Source organism: Wolbachia endosymbiont (group A) of Urophora cardui (assembly GCF_964028435.1).
Taxonomy (GTDB): Bacteria; Pseudomonadota; Alphaproteobacteria; order Rickettsiales; family Anaplasmataceae; genus Wolbachia.
Genome location: NZ_OZ034774.1, coordinates 887,026 through 902,059, shown reverse-complemented (window position 1 = coordinate 902,059; position 15,034 = coordinate 887,026). Strand labels below are relative to the sequence as shown.

The following is a 15,034-nucleotide window of genomic DNA, read 5'->3' as shown; positions in this document are numbered from 1 at the left end:
GTTAATCTCATATCTTCGTTTATCATGGACTTTCACGCCCACGCCTCCTGGAAACGTTACCAACTCCTGGAGATCTTAACTCATTTCCAGGTCTTGCATCATAGCTACTATCTCTAGCAAATATATATTCTAGGTTAGCTATACGTTGTTGATCTATACTTAATGCCTCTGAAACATCTTTTCTCATATCCATAAAATAATTTTCACCCCTTCGGTGAATTTGCAATTCGTCTCTTATTTGATCAAGAACATTATTTCCACTTCTTTGCAATGCAGCATTAATATCTCTAGCATTTTCTAATGCCCATAAACCGCAATTGTAACCATCTCTCTGTTGAGTAACAGAAACATCATTAACGTTAATTTGAGCATCTTGTAAAACTTGACGAATATTATCTGGAGCATTACTACCCAACGAGTCCGCATAGTAACCATTGTACTGCCCATTTTGATGAGAGACGACTAATGTAACCCAATGATTGTTATCTAAATTCACAATTAAAGTTAATGGCTTTCTTTTATCATCTGTTGTTACTTTACTCTGAAATTTTTCCAATTGATTAGCTATATGTCCTACTGACCCTACAACCTCAAACAACCTATCAGTTTCACCAGTTTTATAATCATATCGTACCCTTGCAACATCAGCTATATCATGTTGTTGAAGCCAGTAATGATAATCGTTTTCCGCTGTTGCAGACTCTAAAGTAGAAAATTCTTCTTGTATAGTCATATTCTTGAGTCTTTGTGATAGTTCCTTCTTTAGCTTTTCTAAATCTTCTTCTATGGCTACGTCAATAGAACTATGGCTCACTTTAGCAGGAATAAGCTCGTCACTCGTTAATATTAAAGAATTTCTATCTTTAGCTCGCACATTAACAACTACACCCATGAAAAACATTTTATCACTATCTGTAATCGCTTTCAGCGCCGCCCCTTTAGCATATCTAACATTTTGTTCTTGTGTTAATTTATCAACTTCTTCTTTCATTCCTTTTTCGTCTAAGTTTTTATCTATAAGCTTAAATTCCAGCGCTATAGGAGTATATTCTTTAGTACCTTGAAGTGAAGGACCAATACCTTGAATTACCATATCAACACGACCACCTGCTCCTACTTGAAATTCAGGTATAATTATAATTTTTTCAGAATCTACTTGATTTGCAGAACTCTCTTTTAGCTTCAAATCACTATAACTACTAAGCAAACCATTAAGCACAGCTTGTAATTTAGCTTCATCATTGATCAAACCTTTAATAGGATAAATAGTATCTGCTATCTCAGTAAGTAGCCTTTTATAATCTATTAATAAATCTTTACCATCAGAAGAAGTAACATGCTGAGAAGCAGTTGCCTGGTCAAATTCTGCCTTTAATTCATCAGAATTAGGTATCTTGAGAAAACTACCTGTAAATTGCTGATCTGCACCACTTGGTTTATATTTACTTATCTGTTTTATCTCAAAAAGGTCTGTGAAAGATAAGTTTTCTTTATACTTCTTCAAACCTATCGTAATTTCTATAACGTTTTTTATTTTTCCAACTTCAGGTATATCTACAACTGGAACTTTTTTTTGATTAAGATTTTGTATTTCTGTTTCTTGTTCAATTATGTGAAAAACAAATGCTGTTTTATTTTGTTTCTTGCCACCTCTGATAAACACCAAGGTAGTCACAGGCCTTTCTTCTGACTGTACCTTACCTCTTGTCTTAGATTCCAAAGGAAATTCATTATAAGAAAATACATATTTTTTTACATCAGTTTCATCAATTAAAATTGATTGACCTACAATATATCTGCTAAAATAGTAAATGTCTCTCGTTTCCTTATTTGCTGGAAAAGTATAGTATTCGCTTGACAATAAATCTTTTACCTCTCTCTTAAAAACTTCCTCATAGTCTGATTGATTATCCCACTTGCCAATTAGTTCAATAAATTCCTCCATCAAAGGAGCTGGTGGTTGTTTAATAGGCTTTACTTCAGTTCTAAACGGTTCCGTGTGATCTAAATTTAACCCAACAGCAATAGCATTATTTGCATTGGTTAAAGTAGAGTGGGCAGCCAGCGAGTTACTTGTTAAGTACTTTTCCAACAACCCCTCTCCGAACCACGCATGATCGTTTCCGTATCACGTGGCTCTCCAATAATCTAACGTTTTAAGGAGTCACCATCATATTTTCCATATTGGATTTTCTTATGGCATTCATGACAAACAACAAGAGTCTTCCTCTGTCGTTCAATCATTCTCTTTTTCCATTTCGGTAGCTCAGTATTACGTTTACCTAGCAAATCAGCAAGTTTACGTACGTGATGTACTTCAATCTGCTCTTGTGATTTACATAATTCACAAGTTTGTGCCAATAGTCTTTGCTCTATTTCACTACGCTTATTCCATATTGGTATAAGGTTATCACTTATACTTACCCATTTATTCCATTTTAGTGACACAGCACCAAAGTGTGTAATTAATGGTATCTTTGATGGTAAACGATCTACTCTGACTTGGATGACTTTTCGTTTTTCACCTTCGTCGTTTTCAATCATTGCACCAAATTTTCTATAAATTTTCCTGCAAGTTGTTTTGTATTTAGATGCTAAAGTCTTTACTAATGATACTTCCATCACATACTTCAAATAACTTAGTGTGTGAAGGTTGTAGGCCATTTTGTAATATTGTACAATTCCTCGATATTCAGTTTGATACTGAGCAACAATACTGTAAGCTGTATCAAGTGTACGTTGAGGTAAATGTATAGGCTTTCCACAACGCATATATTCAGAACACTTTTTCTGCTTTATATGATGTGGTACACGTAACCCAATACTACCGTTAATACATCGTTGTGTCCGATGATCATGTTTATCATCTGCATGCAAGACGTGTATTTTATAACCTAAAAAATTGGCTTTGCTATCACACGCGTGTGTAATAAGCGTTTTATCTTCATTAAGCATAAGTTTGAGCTCCTCATTGAGGAATTTAGCAATCTCATTTTTAATTTGTTCAGCTTCATTTTTTGGTCCTGCAAACCCTACCAGAATATCATCAGCATACCTAACATACCAAAGACGTCGATAATTTAGATCACAAGAATCCTTAGATGGCATACCCTGCACTAATTGACGCAGTTGTTTTGCTTGATCCCAGTTCCCTTGTTTTCTCATCATCGATACTTGCATGGTTAACCTTAAATATTTTGGATTTGTCTTTCTTCGCTTACCTCGGTTATTTGCTGGTATTAGTATATGTTCCACATGTTTATCTAACCGATCGAGTAATATGTTACTCAAAATTGGACCAATAATAGAACCTTGTGGTACCCCACTATGACTCTTATTGTACTTCCAATTTTCCATATATCCTGCTTTTAGCAGTCGATTGATTAGCTGAATAAAACGGTTATCTTGGAAGCTTTCACTCAGTATTTTCAACAACATAGTATGATCAATTGAGTCATAACATGCACTGAGATCTCCCTCTATAAACCATTTTGTACCTCTGCCTTTTTGCATTACTGCTCTTAATGCAGTGTGGCATCCACGCTTTGGTCGAAATCCATGTGAACATTCACTAAATTTAGGCTCATAGTAGGCTTCCAATATTAATCGGATTACTTCTTGAAGTAACTTATTTGACCATGTTGGCAATCCTAACGGCCTGCGTTTACCACTCTTCTTTAAAATATAGATACGTTTTACTGGTGTCCACCGATATCGCTCATAGCGTAAATCCTCTATGATTTTATCGATTTTCTCCAAAGACATACCATCAACTGTTTCAGTTGTCACACCTTCTGTCATAGCACCTTTATTACGACAAAGTTTGCCATACGCTCGAAGGTAAAGATCACGCTGATAAAGTAGGCGATATACGTTTTTAACCGGCAAATTTCTTTGTCCACGTTCACGTATAATGTTAAGTATTGTTTCAGCTTTCCGCATCTTGCGTACCTCCCAATTTCAACATTCAATTATCTGTCACCCTTTGCCCTGTATGTGGCTTTCCCACGCTCCCCGGTGATTCGTTACTTTCACGACTACTACGATGACTCCGTAACCATAGAACTCGCGTTCCTTAGGTCATCCCATGTTCCGTCACTAAGAACTGTTCTAGATCAACTTAGGTTTTCCATTCATCCTCTTAAATAAGTTCACTACTTATCGTTCTACAGCCAGAATGTCACACAAACGAAAGTTTAATCTGTGCTTACCGTAGACATGGGGTTTTAAATGCGATACCCATGGATGTGAAGTCCCACCCCTGAAGATTAGAATTCAAGCAGTTTAGCTTTAACCATATTGATCAGGTGTTGCAAGCCGTTATCTTACACATCTTCAGATAACTCTCGCTTTACATACATGCTCTTGTCCTCCTTCCCTTTCGGGTTAAAGTTAGTTGTTCACCTCGAGGCCATTTATTCTGAACCCCGCTTAGCTCTGCTAAGTATTTCTTAATGCGTACCACGGCGCACCCTCTCGACTCACACAGCTCCCATTATTCGGCCCTTGCTACTAATTATAGCATAATCAAGGACTCTGTTTTAATCAATTGCTCATCCCATTTCTGGTTGACAAAACAATTAAAACTAAATCCCTTCGCTCCATTTCCATTACAGAGACTTCTTCACTACTACGCGCCCCTGTTTTTCGCATCGGTACTCTCACCCTTGGAGTTTAGCTCCTTGGATTTCTCCCTTATCATCGAAACGACAGGTTCCCGCAGTTCCACGCAATAGCCCAAAATAGATTCACGCCACCTCTATGCCGGACGCCACCTATCCGGTAAACAAGCTCCCGATAGATTTATCCCAGGTTAAGTTAGACCCCTGGTTTTGACGTCATTTAAAAGGTTTCGACACTTCATCAGTGGTTCACTTTCGTTCATCTCTCCATTCCTTACATGACATATAATTGTGCCTTTTCCATAACGCTCACTACCTTGCCAAAGCAGCTTATAGTTGTTTGAAGCCTGCTCTTGTAAACCGGCTCCGAGGGGCCCACCCTCATCTATTGCGTAGCTTTTGCACTTAGTTTGCTCTTACTTGAACATTCTTTGTGTCTCTACGGCACACCTAACCCAAGAAAGGTTTTCCTACGTCATACCGCCAAGGATAGATTCCGCTAACAAGTAGCGGAATGACGAATTTGTTGTTTTTCAAATCGTTGGTAAACCTAAGCCACTTTAGCTATAGCAGCCGTCTATCTTAGATTGCTTCTTATTAAAAAAAACAAAGCCTTATTAATTAAATATTATAGTTAATAATTACACTCTTTTGACAAATAATTAAAATAGTGTTAAACTGCGTGCATAAAATAATTAGTGAGGTTGCAATGTTAAGCAGTATTATAAAAGTAAAATTAGAGAAAAACTGTTGTCCTTTTGAGAAATTAGAAAACTTCTTTGCTAAAGGGGTATTTCATATAGATGATAGAAAAAGGTTCAAAGAACCTTCAGTAAAGTTAGTTATCGAACATGGATACAATGAAACTTTAACTCTACCAAGAGAAGCAATACCTAATTCTTTCGCTTTGCAGCTTTTATCTTCACTTTATAGAGGAAATGCACTAGCTTTACCTATTATATTAAAATACCTTGTTCACAGGAATTTATCTAAAGATTTTGATGAGATCAGTAAAAAATTACAGGCCAAAATGGATCAAGATATACAAGAAGCGGAGCTACAAAACAATTCTAAAATTTCTAAAAAAATTGAGGTATGCAAACAAGACATTTTAAATGTTCTTAGTGACGGTAAATCAGTATTGAGTGATCAATTGAAGCAAAAATACTATTCTATACTAGAAAATGAGGTTAAAGAATTAAAGGCTGAGATTTCAAAAGAACTAGAAGACTATACTAACAACACTAACATTCATGAAATATATCAAAGCCTTAATAATAAAAAGAAAAACGGAGGATTATTAAAAGAAGTAGCATTAGGATGTTTAGGTATCACTGCTATAATATTAATGCTTACTTCTGTATTCTTCTTTCTCCCAATAATAATAGCCATTAACCCACCCACTCATATGAGTATGCATGAAGTAACGGTTTTTAGGTATATAGCAGTTTCACCTTTCATTGTTATGGCATTAACGCTTATAATAGCAGGTGTAGCTTACTTAGCAAGTTGTTATCTAGAGCATAGTTTTGCAAAAGAAATGCAAGACTTTATAGAAGGACCAAAATATGTAGATAAAGCAACTAATACTGAAGATGTGAAGAAATTAGAACAAGAAGAAACAGAAGTAGGCGATTATGGTAAAAAACCTTCGGCACCACCATACGATGGACCTAAGCAGCCAAGATTGTACCCAAATCTTTCAGAAGTACAACAACCACCATCATACGAAGAAGCTTGCTCTACCGTGCAACCGAAAGATTCACAACCAAGCAGTAATCTTGATTCTGCTGAGCCTGAGCAGCCAAAACTAGTTATGGATCTTTTAGAAAGTCTTCCAGAACAACTAAACACAAAATTGGGTCCTGTTCTACGTCCATCTAATACAGCAAGAGGTGTAATTTAGGGCTAGAGGTTATGATTGTAATAAAGATATAAAAAAACGGACAAGTCAAGTAAAGTTACAAATGTAATTTTGCTTGACTATCCATTTATCACCACCTAAAGCAGCTAACAAAGCCATCCCATATGACATTTTACTTATATCTAATCAAGCATATTAATAAGTAAGTAAATTTTAATATAATCTTATTATACTTATAAATATGCTGTATATAGCTAACCTAAGTAAGGTTTCCCCGAGTGCTGAAAAACAAAATCAATAGCCGAATTGATATCGGGCCAAAAGCTTGGCAGCGCTTTTTTTTATGGCATGCTTGATGGCAAACCAGAACTTCTCAATTGGATTTAAATCAGGCGAGTATGGCGGCAAAAATAAAACTTTACATCCAACACTTTCTATTAATTTTCTCGTTCTTTCAGACTGACCTTACCCAGAAAAAGTAGAGAGAAAGTTAAGACGTTTTTGTCATGAGAATGATGCATCAAATTGTGCAGGAATGCAATAATTAATAGTAGAATGCCTACGTTGTTTGTTATAAAAGATTTCTATGTATTCAAATATGGCAGTTCTGGTTTGTTGAGCGAGAAGTATCAATAAGCAGCTCCCTTTTGAGTGAACTTTTCTGCAACAGAGTTATCGTAACAACATCCCTTATGGCTCATGCTGGAAATGATGTTTTTTGTATTCAATAGAAATTGGTAATTTTGAGAGGTATACTGTGACCCTTGATCGCTATGTAACAGCAGATTTTTATCGGGTTTGCGCTTATTAACGGCCATCAATAAAGAGTCAACAACCAATTGTTTATTTATTGAACTGCTCATTAACTACCATGCGTGAATATAGATCCTGCCAAATATAGTCATCCTTCTTTGGTTTTTATATAAGTAATCCCATATTTTATTTGGTTGATCGACAATAAAGTTTTGGTCTAATATATTGAGAGCTACGACTCTATTGTCCGTTTGTTGCTTCTTAGTTTTAAATTTTCTTCTCAATATAGCCCGAATACCATTTTTCTGCATAACACTTTGTACTGTTTTAATTTTTGCCTAAAGCTTTTAATTCAGCGTGAATTTTAGGGATCTGCATTTGGATGCTTTTTTTGAATATCTGCTAGAAGCCCATCTCTTGCTAATTCCTTACTGCTTTTTCCCTTAGCAACCCATTTATAATAACCACCAGCAGATATGTCTAAAACCCTACATAGTTCCTGTATTTTATAGCAATTTCTATATAAAAGAATACTTTACTCTTTTTGTTTGGTCAGGGCTTTTTTTTAAATGTCTCTTTCTCTTGTTACTCTTGCTAGTTCTTTTTTTAGATCAAATCTTTCTTTGTCATAAGGAGCCTTTGTCTGGAAATGCGTATGCTTCTGACATTTTTCCATCATATTTTCTTACCCATTTACTTAACATACTGCCATCTATGCCTAGATCTTTTGCTATTTTTTTACTTCTGTTTCTTTAACCAGCTTAACAGCTTCTAATTTGAATCCTGCTGCTTCTATTTGCCATATTTTGAAAAAACGTTTTATTTTACTCCAAAAACGTCTTAACTTTCTCTCTACTTTTTCTGGGTAAGGTCACTAGACACTTATGCAGCTGTGCATAGAATGACAGAAGAGACTTGCGTTAGATATTGTTTATTTACTTTCGATCTTTTCTATCAATTTTTTAACTAAGCCTCTTAGCTTTTTACTGGATTCATCAAGCTCTTGAATCTGCGAGCTATGTTCTTTCATTAGTTCCTTATAGTTACCTCTTATGTAGTCAATCATTTCCTTCATCTGAGCAATCATCTTGTTAACATCCATACTACCCAAATCAGGTACCATGCCAGGCATAGCCCCTTCTAACATACCGCCAGCCATAAGCTGCTGGGACATTTGCATAAATGGTTTTAAAGTCTGATTAAGCAATTCAGGATCCTTGGCTAATTTTTCTATTTGCTCTTTGCAAGTATCCATATACTGCTTCATAAATTCATCTTCTTGTCCTTTGTCTATCATAATATGTCTACCTTAAAATACGTATTCTTTATTATATATCGTTTTTAAATTAAAAACAATACAAAATACCTATCACAATTGCATTAATACTTTTTAAACAATAAAAAATGCTCCTTTGCTTACAAATGGTCACATACCTTCTTTAACCATTCCTTATCTTTTACGCTATTTTCTAAGTTTTCATAGACAAATTGATGATAGCTATTTATCCATTCAATTTCATCTTTAGTAAGCATTTGCACATCTATTAGCCTTCTATCATATGGAATGAAGGTCAGTTGTTTGAAATGTAAAAAGCTATTTTCTTGTCTGTCGACATACATCAGATTTTCAATTCTTATTCCATACTCTCCCGGAATGTAATAACCAGGTTCGTTGGAAAGTATCATTCCTGGCGTGAGTTTCACTTTATTGCCCTTTGATATTGCTTGTGGTCCTTCATGTACTGATAGGTAACTTCCTACTCCATGCCCTGTACCATGCATATACTCCATTCCAAATTTCCATAAATGCGTACGTGCCAATATATCCAATTCTCCACCAGTAGTGCCAGAAGGAAAGATGACACTTGCTACAGCAATGTGAGCTTTCAATACTATTGTATAGTGGGTTATTTGCTCACTAGTCGGATTACCAACCACTACAGTTCTTGTCACATCAGTTGTGCCATTAAGGTATTGGCCACCAGAGTCAATCAAATATAGTCCACTTTTCTGAATTACCTTATTCGTCTTACTGCTTGCACGATAGTGAATTATTGCACCATTTTCATTAAATGCGGAAATTGTTGGAAAACTTGGTTGCTTAAACAAATTCTGTTCTTTTCTGTATTCTAAAATCTTTTCTTCAGCTTCAAGTTCTGTACCAACATTACTTTCAAGCCAATGTAGAAAGTTTGTAACTGCCACTCCATCTCTGATATGCGCATTTATAGCCCCAGCTATTTCAGTTTGGTTTTTTACTGCTTTATAAATTAGACAAGGATCTTCTCTTTCAGCTACCTGTTTATCTTTTATTACAGCCATGATACTCATTGGAGTTGTGTTTGGATCTATAACTATTGAATTTAGCCTGTGCAGCGAATTTTCTAGCTCACTAATATCAAAAATATTTATATGATTGCCTAAATTTGCTTCTATAGTTGAATGTTCTTTATCTTGAATAAACAAATCAACATTACCGCTTTTATACAATATAGCACGGCCCAATATACATGGAGTATATTTGGCATTTTCATTTCTTAAATTTAATAGCCATGAAATTGAATTTGGATCAGTTAAAAGCACTGCTTCAGCTTCTTTATCTATGCTTTTAGCGACTTTTTCACATTTATTCTTGCTACTTTCACCAGCATATTTAATAGAATGTAAAACCACTGCTTGTTTTCGATAGTCACTTTTTTTTCCAGCTAAACAGGGTATTAATTTACAGATATTCTCATACTTTCTTATATCTTCTATGGTAAAATATTGCAAATAGTAACCTAGTGAGGTGGTCAATGTTAAGTTTGCTTTTACCCATTCGCGTGGATCCTCTTCTTGTATATTATATACTTGAAAATTGCCCCGATCGAGCTGATTGCGAGCTTGTGTGATATAGCGTCCATCCGTAAAAAATGGGCACTTGTTGTCTTTTGTAACGATAAGTAGCCCATTTGTTCCTGTAAAGCCACACAGCTTTGTTAGCTCCTCTGAATACTCATTTAAATATTCATCTTTAGTATGCAACATAAATGCGTCAACATTTGTTTCACACATAAAAGAACGAAATTCTTCGATTTTTGACATATACCTCACGCAAAACTAGCAGCTACTTTCGTTTTCTTATTCCTAAGGTACACTAATATGCTCACTATCGCTGCGGGAGTGATGCCTTGTATTTGCTTTGCAATGCCAATCGTCGCTGGTTTTATCGTCTCCAACTTTTCTATTACTTCACTTGACAGGCCTTTAACTTGTGAATAGTTAAAATCAATTGGAATTTGAGTGTTAATTTCCTCTCGTAAAAACTTCATATCTGCTTCTTGTCTTATTAGATAAGGTTTGTATTTTGCTTCAATTTCAACTGCTTCGCATATTTCATTCTTAGCTCTATTATCCGCTTTGGTGTGTCCCATTTTGTCATTCCAGCGCGTGACGCTGCTTAACTCCGGCCATATTTCTTGTAATTTATTCCAGTCGATGTTTGGATAGCTAAGTAAATCTAATGCCGTTTTTCTTATCCCATCATAAGATATTTTAATACCATAAGATCTAAGCTGCTCAGGAGTAATCGTCAGACTCCCTAACTTCTCTTCAAGCTGCTTAATGGATTCAAGTTTATTCTGTAAAACAGAGTATCTCTCATGCGACACAAGGGAAATATCATAACCTTTTTGTGTTAATCTTCTATCCGCATTGTCTGACCTGATAGCTAGCCTATATTCTGCACGTGAGGTAAATAATCTGTAAGGCTCGATCACCCCTTTGGTGACCAAATCATCTATCATTACACCGATATATGAATCTGTGCGGTGAAGAACAAAGCTTTCTTTTTTTTCAGATGCAGAGAGTGCTGCATTAATTCCGGCGATAATTCCTTGCCCTGCTGCTTCTTCATATCCAGTGGTGCCATTAATTTGGCCAGCAAAATATAGACCTTTAATTTTCTTAGTTTCAAGAGTATGGCTTAGTTCTCGTGGATCAATATAGTCATACTCAACTGCATATCCAGACCTCAATATTTCTGCGTTTTCAAGTCCTTTGATACTCTTTATCATTTCATTTTGCACTTCAACAGGCAATGAATTTGAAATTCCGTTTGGGTATACAGTATCATCATCCAGCCCTTCTGGTTCTAAAAATATTTGGTGACTACTTTTTTCTGCAAATTTATTAACTTTAACTTCAATGGATGGGCAGTATCTTGGTGCAACAATGTCATCCAAATACGAAGAAGCTGACCTATGAAGATTTTCTCTAATTATTTTATGCGTATTTTCATTAGTATGGGTAATAAAGCATGATACCTGAGGTTGGTTAATTTTTTCTGTGAGATAAGAAAACGGCACAGGTGGGTTATCACCCACTTGTTCTTGCAATATTGACCAGTTTATAGTATTACGATCAAGCCTTGGTGGAGTTCCGGTACGCAGTCTACCTAATCTAAAATCATACTTCTTCAACGTATTTGCAAGTTCTACTGCAGACTTATCTCCCATTCTTCCTGAAGGAGTTGTTTGCTCTCCTATATGAATCACACCCCGCAGAAAAGTCCCTGTAGTTAGAACGACTTTACTTGTTGATATACGTTCACCTGAGCTTATCATTACAGCTTTAATGCACGGTTCTCCATTGCCATTACTTTCTATAAGAAAATTGTCAACTGACTCTTCTTTTACCGTCAAATTGTTATAATTTAGAATAATTTCCTGTATTGCCTGCTTATATAATTTTCGGTCTGCCTGTGCACGTGGTCCCCATACTGCTGCACCTCTGCTGCTATTTAAAATGACTGAGTGTATGCTTGCTTGATCGATTGCTCTTCCCATTATTCCATCAAGAGCGTCAACTTCCCTGACTACAACACCCTTTGCAACTCCTCCAATTGCTGGATTGCAGGACATTTCTCCTATAGTTGAAATTTTATGAGTTATAAGCAGCGTGTTTGCACCAAGGCGAGCTGCCGCAGCAGCAGCTTCGCACCCTGCATGACCACCACCTACTACTACTACGTCATATTTATGCATGCTTTTTTGAGTAATTCTACTCTACTAATATTCCGATTATCAACGGTTAATGTCAAATCTTGTTATTCCAATGTTACACACTGGAATAACAGAAACCTTACTTGATTAGCTTAAACTTTCTTCCTTCCCTTTTGAAGAAAAGTGCTCAACTATAGGAGAGATAATATAATCGTTCACTTTGTCAGCTATAAGGAACCCTGCAATTGGCGCTATTACTGCTATTGCTCCTATTGTTGCACCTGCTAAAACTGCAGATCCGGCTCCAAGCATTATACCAGGAGAAATAGCAGTTGCAGCTGCAGCAAGACCAACTCCAATTGCAGCGCTTATGGGTGCTGCAATACTGAAAACTGTACAACCTCTTTTAGAATCTATTCCATCAGATTTGCACAGCAAACATCCTGCAAAAAAAAATATAGCCGCTGCTGGAATTATAGAACCAACAATTCCACCTATGGCTAAAGGTGAAAAAGCTGTGACACTTAATCCCAAACCTGTAAGTGCCCCTATTGCAGGGCCTACTAATGATGCTCCAATCACAAATATTAAATGCTCTTTGTCTTCATTCATAGTCATACCTAAAAACTATTACATACAGAAATTATAGAAGATATTCTATAAAAACAAAATGTATTTCTATACAGCCCTACTTCCTTTCTTTATTGAAAAATTTAGAAAAATGTTGTATAATTATTACAGTAGTAGATTTTGGTAAAACATATGGCAAACGCTAACATAGCTCTCAGTAAAGAAATTTTGCAGAATCTTACTAAGTTATCTGAACTTACTAAGCAGCCTGCTCAAGAATTAGCAGAGAAACTACTCGGAGAAGCAATTGAACTTGAAATGGATGACTTTTTATTATCTGTGGTTGCTGATCAATATGATATTGAAAGTGCAGAAACAGTTGATTACGAAGACGTTAAGTGGAGATGTTGATCATAAAGACGCCAAGTGGAAATAAAGCATTACAAAATTAAATTTTTAAAGAATGTTACTGAAAAAGATCTTCCAGCTTTACCGGTAACAATAGAATCAAGAGTAAATAAAGCAATACAGGAACGGCTTACGGTCGATCCAGTGAATCTTGGTGAGCCTTTACACTATAGCTTTAAAGGGTTTAGAAGACTAAGAGTTCCGTATTATATATCATGTAAACACTGTGAAATATGAAGTAACTATCGTTGCAATAGGACATAGAGACACCATTTACGATAAGGCTTTGAAGATAATCAATAAATATATTTTTCAATAAATTTTACCCTCCTTTTTTATCAAGTTACATAAGTAAATTATACAGAAAATCATAAAGATTATATATATTATACAGCCCTCCTTCCTGATCCATTCTCTACCTTAGGTGGCTTTGCTCAGCTCAAAAATAACTCATTTTTTTGGCTACCCCCCCCCTATAAATTATATACTATATTATATTTTATATATAATATAGTATATAATTAGGGGAGAGGCGACGAAAACAAGATTTAGAGTTTGAGGAGCCTCCGGTTTAAGGTAGAGAATGGATCAGGAAGGAGGGCTCAGGGTCGATGGACGTTGAGTTGTTTATCGACTTAATTCCATCAACTATGTTTTTGTAGAAAGTTCAGCGAGCAAATGTTCGTGTAAGTGTTGCCATCTTTAACCTTTTATAGTATTCTTGCATATTGAAACTATAAAATTCAATTTATGTATTTACGTTCTATAACCCCAGTTTTAGAAAGATTTTCTAACTGCTTTGGACATTACAGAGTGGCTTTGTTGCATCGCTAGCTATGATGGATTAAAGATAAAAAAGATGGAGAATATCAGTAGCTTATTATTCTGGTATTTATAACAAGAACGGTCAGTGAATACCTAAATTTGAGTAAAAGAAATTTCACTACCACTCACTAATCCGGCTAAAATTCAAGAATTTCAATGCTTTAGCTATTTTCAATAGAATTAAGTTTATTAATATAAATAATAAATTACTATTCTTAAATTTGATCAGATTGATTGCAAAAAAACAAGATTTTCAATAGGTTGCTTATAATCCTAGCTATAGTTAGCCTTTCATAAGTAGCGATGCAACAAAGCCTTACAGAGTCTGGTAAAACAACTATTACAAAACATGTACGTATCTTTAGAAGAATCTCGTTTTCATAGGGCATTTCTAGCTAAAGGGCGCAATTTTTGATCCTGAGATATCTTTAAGAACCTGCAAAGTGTACTAACAGGGTCTCAAAATTTTCCCTATATCTCTTTCAGGGCGCATAGGCATTTCAGTTTATCTGATGCCTACAAACATTTATTTTTAAGTCCTGGCCTTAACATGCATCCACTGGCTAGTTATCTACATTGAGCGAGACGTTCGACAACTTAAAAACATTGCAAACCTTAGGTCGAGTAGCTTATCTCTTACTCAAGATTGTGGCACTTCTCATACAACTATGCAGCAGTGGCTGAATATTTTGGAAGCTAGTTACCTAATATTTTTTCTTCAACCATTTCACCAAAGTTTCAACAAGCGTTTAATCAAGATGCCAAAGTTATACTTCTATGACTTGCTTGTTGGCCTTGAAAAGGAGTACTACCTTAAAGGAGCTCTGTTTGAAAATTTGATTGTTTTGGAGATTTTCAAGAAGCGCCTCAATCAGGGATTACCTGCCAATCTATACTTTTGGCGTGACCGAACGGGACACGAAATAGATTTATTAGCAGAATGGGGTGGATGCTATTGAAATTAAGCACGCTTCAGAGTGATTTTTTTTTAAATGTACAGTATTTCTGTG

At 35.6% G+C, this 15,034-nt stretch carries 14 protein-coding genes and 1 pseudogene; 4 read left to right on the top strand and 11 right to left on the bottom strand.

The window, feature by feature from the left end:
- Positions 1 to 22: 22 nt before the first annotated feature.
- Together ABWU38_RS04350 and ABWU38_RS04345 are read right to left on the bottom strand one after the other, a co-directional pair.
- The gene (locus ABWU38_RS04350) at positions 23 to 2,092 is read right to left on the bottom strand and encodes a hypothetical protein (protein ID WP_353272531.1); all 2,070 of its coding nucleotides are present in this window, start codon (positions 2,090 to 2,092) and stop codon (positions 23 to 25) included.
- A gap of 56 nt (positions 2,093 to 2,148) precedes the next feature.
- A complete protein-coding gene (locus ABWU38_RS04345) occupies positions 2,149 to 3,942 on the bottom strand; it encodes a reverse transcriptase/maturase family protein (RefSeq protein ID WP_253309139.1) in 1,794 nt (597 codons plus the stop codon).
- A gap of 1,389 nt (positions 3,943 to 5,331) precedes the next feature.
- On the opposite strand from ABWU38_RS04345, the gene ABWU38_RS04340 reads away from it, so the two are divergent.
- Positions 5,332 to 6,528: a hypothetical protein gene (locus ABWU38_RS04340; protein WP_253309138.1), complete on the top strand. Its 1,197-nt coding sequence runs from the start codon at positions 5,332 to 5,334 to the stop codon at positions 6,526 to 6,528.
- Positions 6,529 to 6,780: 252 nt separating this feature from the next.
- Here the strand turns inward: ABWU38_RS04340 and ABWU38_RS04335 are convergent.
- The 8 genes and pseudogenes from ABWU38_RS04335 to ABWU38_RS04300 all read right to left on the bottom strand — a co-directional run.
- Positions 6,781 to 6,933, bottom strand: a pseudogene (locus tag ABWU38_RS04335) (transposase); the annotation flags it as partial.
- Between the two features lie 57 nt (positions 6,934 to 6,990).
- Positions 6,991 to 7,119 (bottom strand): IS3 family transposase, encoded by a 129-nt coding sequence (locus ABWU38_RS04330; protein WP_353270857.1) that lies wholly within the window; start codon positions 7,117 to 7,119, stop codon positions 6,991 to 6,993.
- On the bottom strand, positions 7,116 to 7,349 hold the full coding sequence (locus ABWU38_RS04325; protein WP_253307195.1) for a DDE-type integrase/transposase/recombinase: 234 nt from the start codon (positions 7,347 to 7,349) through the stop codon (positions 7,116 to 7,118). Before ABWU38_RS04325 ends, ABWU38_RS04330 begins: the two co-directional genes overlap by 4 nt.
- A 3-nt stretch (positions 7,350 to 7,352) precedes the next feature.
- Entirely contained in the window at positions 7,353 to 7,550 is a 198-nt protein-coding gene (locus tag ABWU38_RS04320; protein ID WP_264688017.1) for a transposase, read from the bottom strand.
- Between the two features lie 620 nt (positions 7,551 to 8,170).
- Positions 8,171 to 8,536, bottom strand: coding sequence for a hypothetical protein (locus ABWU38_RS04315; protein ID WP_096641498.1), 366 nt, complete (start codon positions 8,534 to 8,536; stop codon positions 8,171 to 8,173).
- 119 nt (positions 8,537 to 8,655) lie between these two features.
- On the bottom strand, positions 8,656 to 10,323 hold the full coding sequence (locus ABWU38_RS04310) for an aminopeptidase P family protein (protein ID WP_253309136.1): 1,668 nt from the start codon (positions 10,321 to 10,323) through the stop codon (positions 8,656 to 8,658).
- A 5-nt stretch (positions 10,324 to 10,328) separates the two neighbouring features.
- The gene (mnmG, locus tag ABWU38_RS04305; RefSeq protein WP_265016503.1) at positions 10,329 to 12,263 is read right to left on the bottom strand and encodes a tRNA uridine-5-carboxymethylaminomethyl(34) synthesis enzyme MnmG; all 1,935 of its coding nucleotides are present in this window, start codon (positions 12,261 to 12,263) and stop codon (positions 10,329 to 10,331) included.
- Positions 12,264 to 12,368: 105 nt separating this feature from the next.
- Positions 12,369 to 12,833 carry a hypothetical protein gene (locus tag ABWU38_RS04300; RefSeq protein WP_253309134.1) on the bottom strand — a complete coding sequence of 155 codons (465 nt, stop codon included), beginning with the start codon at positions 12,831 to 12,833 and terminating at the stop codon, positions 12,369 to 12,371.
- Positions 12,834 to 12,983: 150 nt separating this feature from the next.
- On the opposite strand from ABWU38_RS04300, the gene ABWU38_RS04295 reads away from it, so the two are divergent.
- Together ABWU38_RS04295 and ABWU38_RS04290 are read left to right on the top strand one after the other, a co-directional pair.
- Positions 12,984 to 13,202: a hypothetical protein gene (locus ABWU38_RS04295; protein ID WP_253309133.1), complete on the top strand. Its 219-nt coding sequence runs from the start codon at positions 12,984 to 12,986 to the stop codon at positions 13,200 to 13,202.
- A gap of 15 nt (positions 13,203 to 13,217) precedes the next feature.
- Positions 13,218 to 13,436, top strand: coding sequence for a type II toxin-antitoxin system RelE family toxin (locus tag ABWU38_RS04290; RefSeq protein ID WP_253309132.1), 219 nt, complete (start codon positions 13,218 to 13,220; stop codon positions 13,434 to 13,436).
- 803 nt (positions 13,437 to 14,239) lie between these two features.
- Here the strand turns inward: ABWU38_RS04290 and ABWU38_RS04285 are convergent.
- Entirely contained in the window at positions 14,240 to 14,413 is a 174-nt protein-coding gene (locus tag ABWU38_RS04285; RefSeq protein ID WP_353272530.1) for a hypothetical protein, read from the bottom strand.
- Positions 14,414 to 14,692: 279 nt separating this feature from the next.
- Here ABWU38_RS04285 and ABWU38_RS04280 point away from each other — a divergent pair, with 279 nt between their 5' ends.
- Positions 14,693 to 14,983 (top strand): DUF4143 domain-containing protein, encoded by a 291-nt coding sequence (locus ABWU38_RS04280; RefSeq protein ID WP_406829296.1) that lies wholly within the window; start codon positions 14,693 to 14,695, stop codon positions 14,981 to 14,983.
- Positions 14,984 to 15,034 lie beyond the last annotated feature (51 nt).

What these genes read in the sequence shown, in the direction of transcription:
- ABWU38_RS04295 (WP_253309133.1), top strand. Translation starts at nt 12,984, where the DNA reads ATGGCAAACGCTAACATAGCTCTCAGTAAAGAAATTTTGCAGAATCTT.
- ABWU38_RS04300 (WP_253309134.1), bottom strand. Translation starts at nt 12,833, where the DNA reads ATGAATGAAGACAAAGAGCATTTAATATTTGTGATTGGAGCATCATTA.
- mnmG (WP_265016503.1), bottom strand. Translation starts at nt 12,263, where the DNA reads ATGCATAAATATGACGTAGTAGTAGTAGGTGGTGGTCATGCAGGGTGC.
- ABWU38_RS04345 (WP_253309139.1), bottom strand. Translation starts at nt 3,942, where the DNA reads ATGCGGAAAGCTGAAACAATACTTAACATTATACGTGAACGTGGACAA.
- ABWU38_RS04315 (WP_096641498.1), bottom strand. Translation starts at nt 8,536, where the DNA reads ATGATAGACAAAGGACAAGAAGATGAATTTATGAAGCAGTATATGGAT.
- ABWU38_RS04280 (WP_406829296.1), top strand. Translation starts at nt 14,693, where the DNA reads ATGCAGCAGTGGCTGAATATTTTGGAAGCTAGTTACCTAATATTTTTT.
- ABWU38_RS04320 (WP_264688017.1), bottom strand. Translation starts at nt 7,550, where the DNA reads ATGCAGAAAAATGGTATTCGGGCTATATTGAGAAGAAAATTTAAAACT.
- ABWU38_RS04325 (WP_253307195.1), bottom strand. Translation starts at nt 7,349, where the DNA reads ATGAGCAGTTCAATAAATAAACAATTGGTTGTTGACTCTTTATTGATG.
- ABWU38_RS04310 (WP_253309136.1), bottom strand. Translation starts at nt 10,323, where the DNA reads ATGTCAAAAATCGAAGAATTTCGTTCTTTTATGTGTGAAACAAATGTT.
- ABWU38_RS04340 (WP_253309138.1), top strand. Translation starts at nt 5,332, where the DNA reads ATGTTAAGCAGTATTATAAAAGTAAAATTAGAGAAAAACTGTTGTCCT.
- ABWU38_RS04285 (WP_353272530.1), bottom strand. Translation starts at nt 14,413, where the DNA reads ATGCCCTATGAAAACGAGATTCTTCTAAAGATACGTACATGTTTTGTA.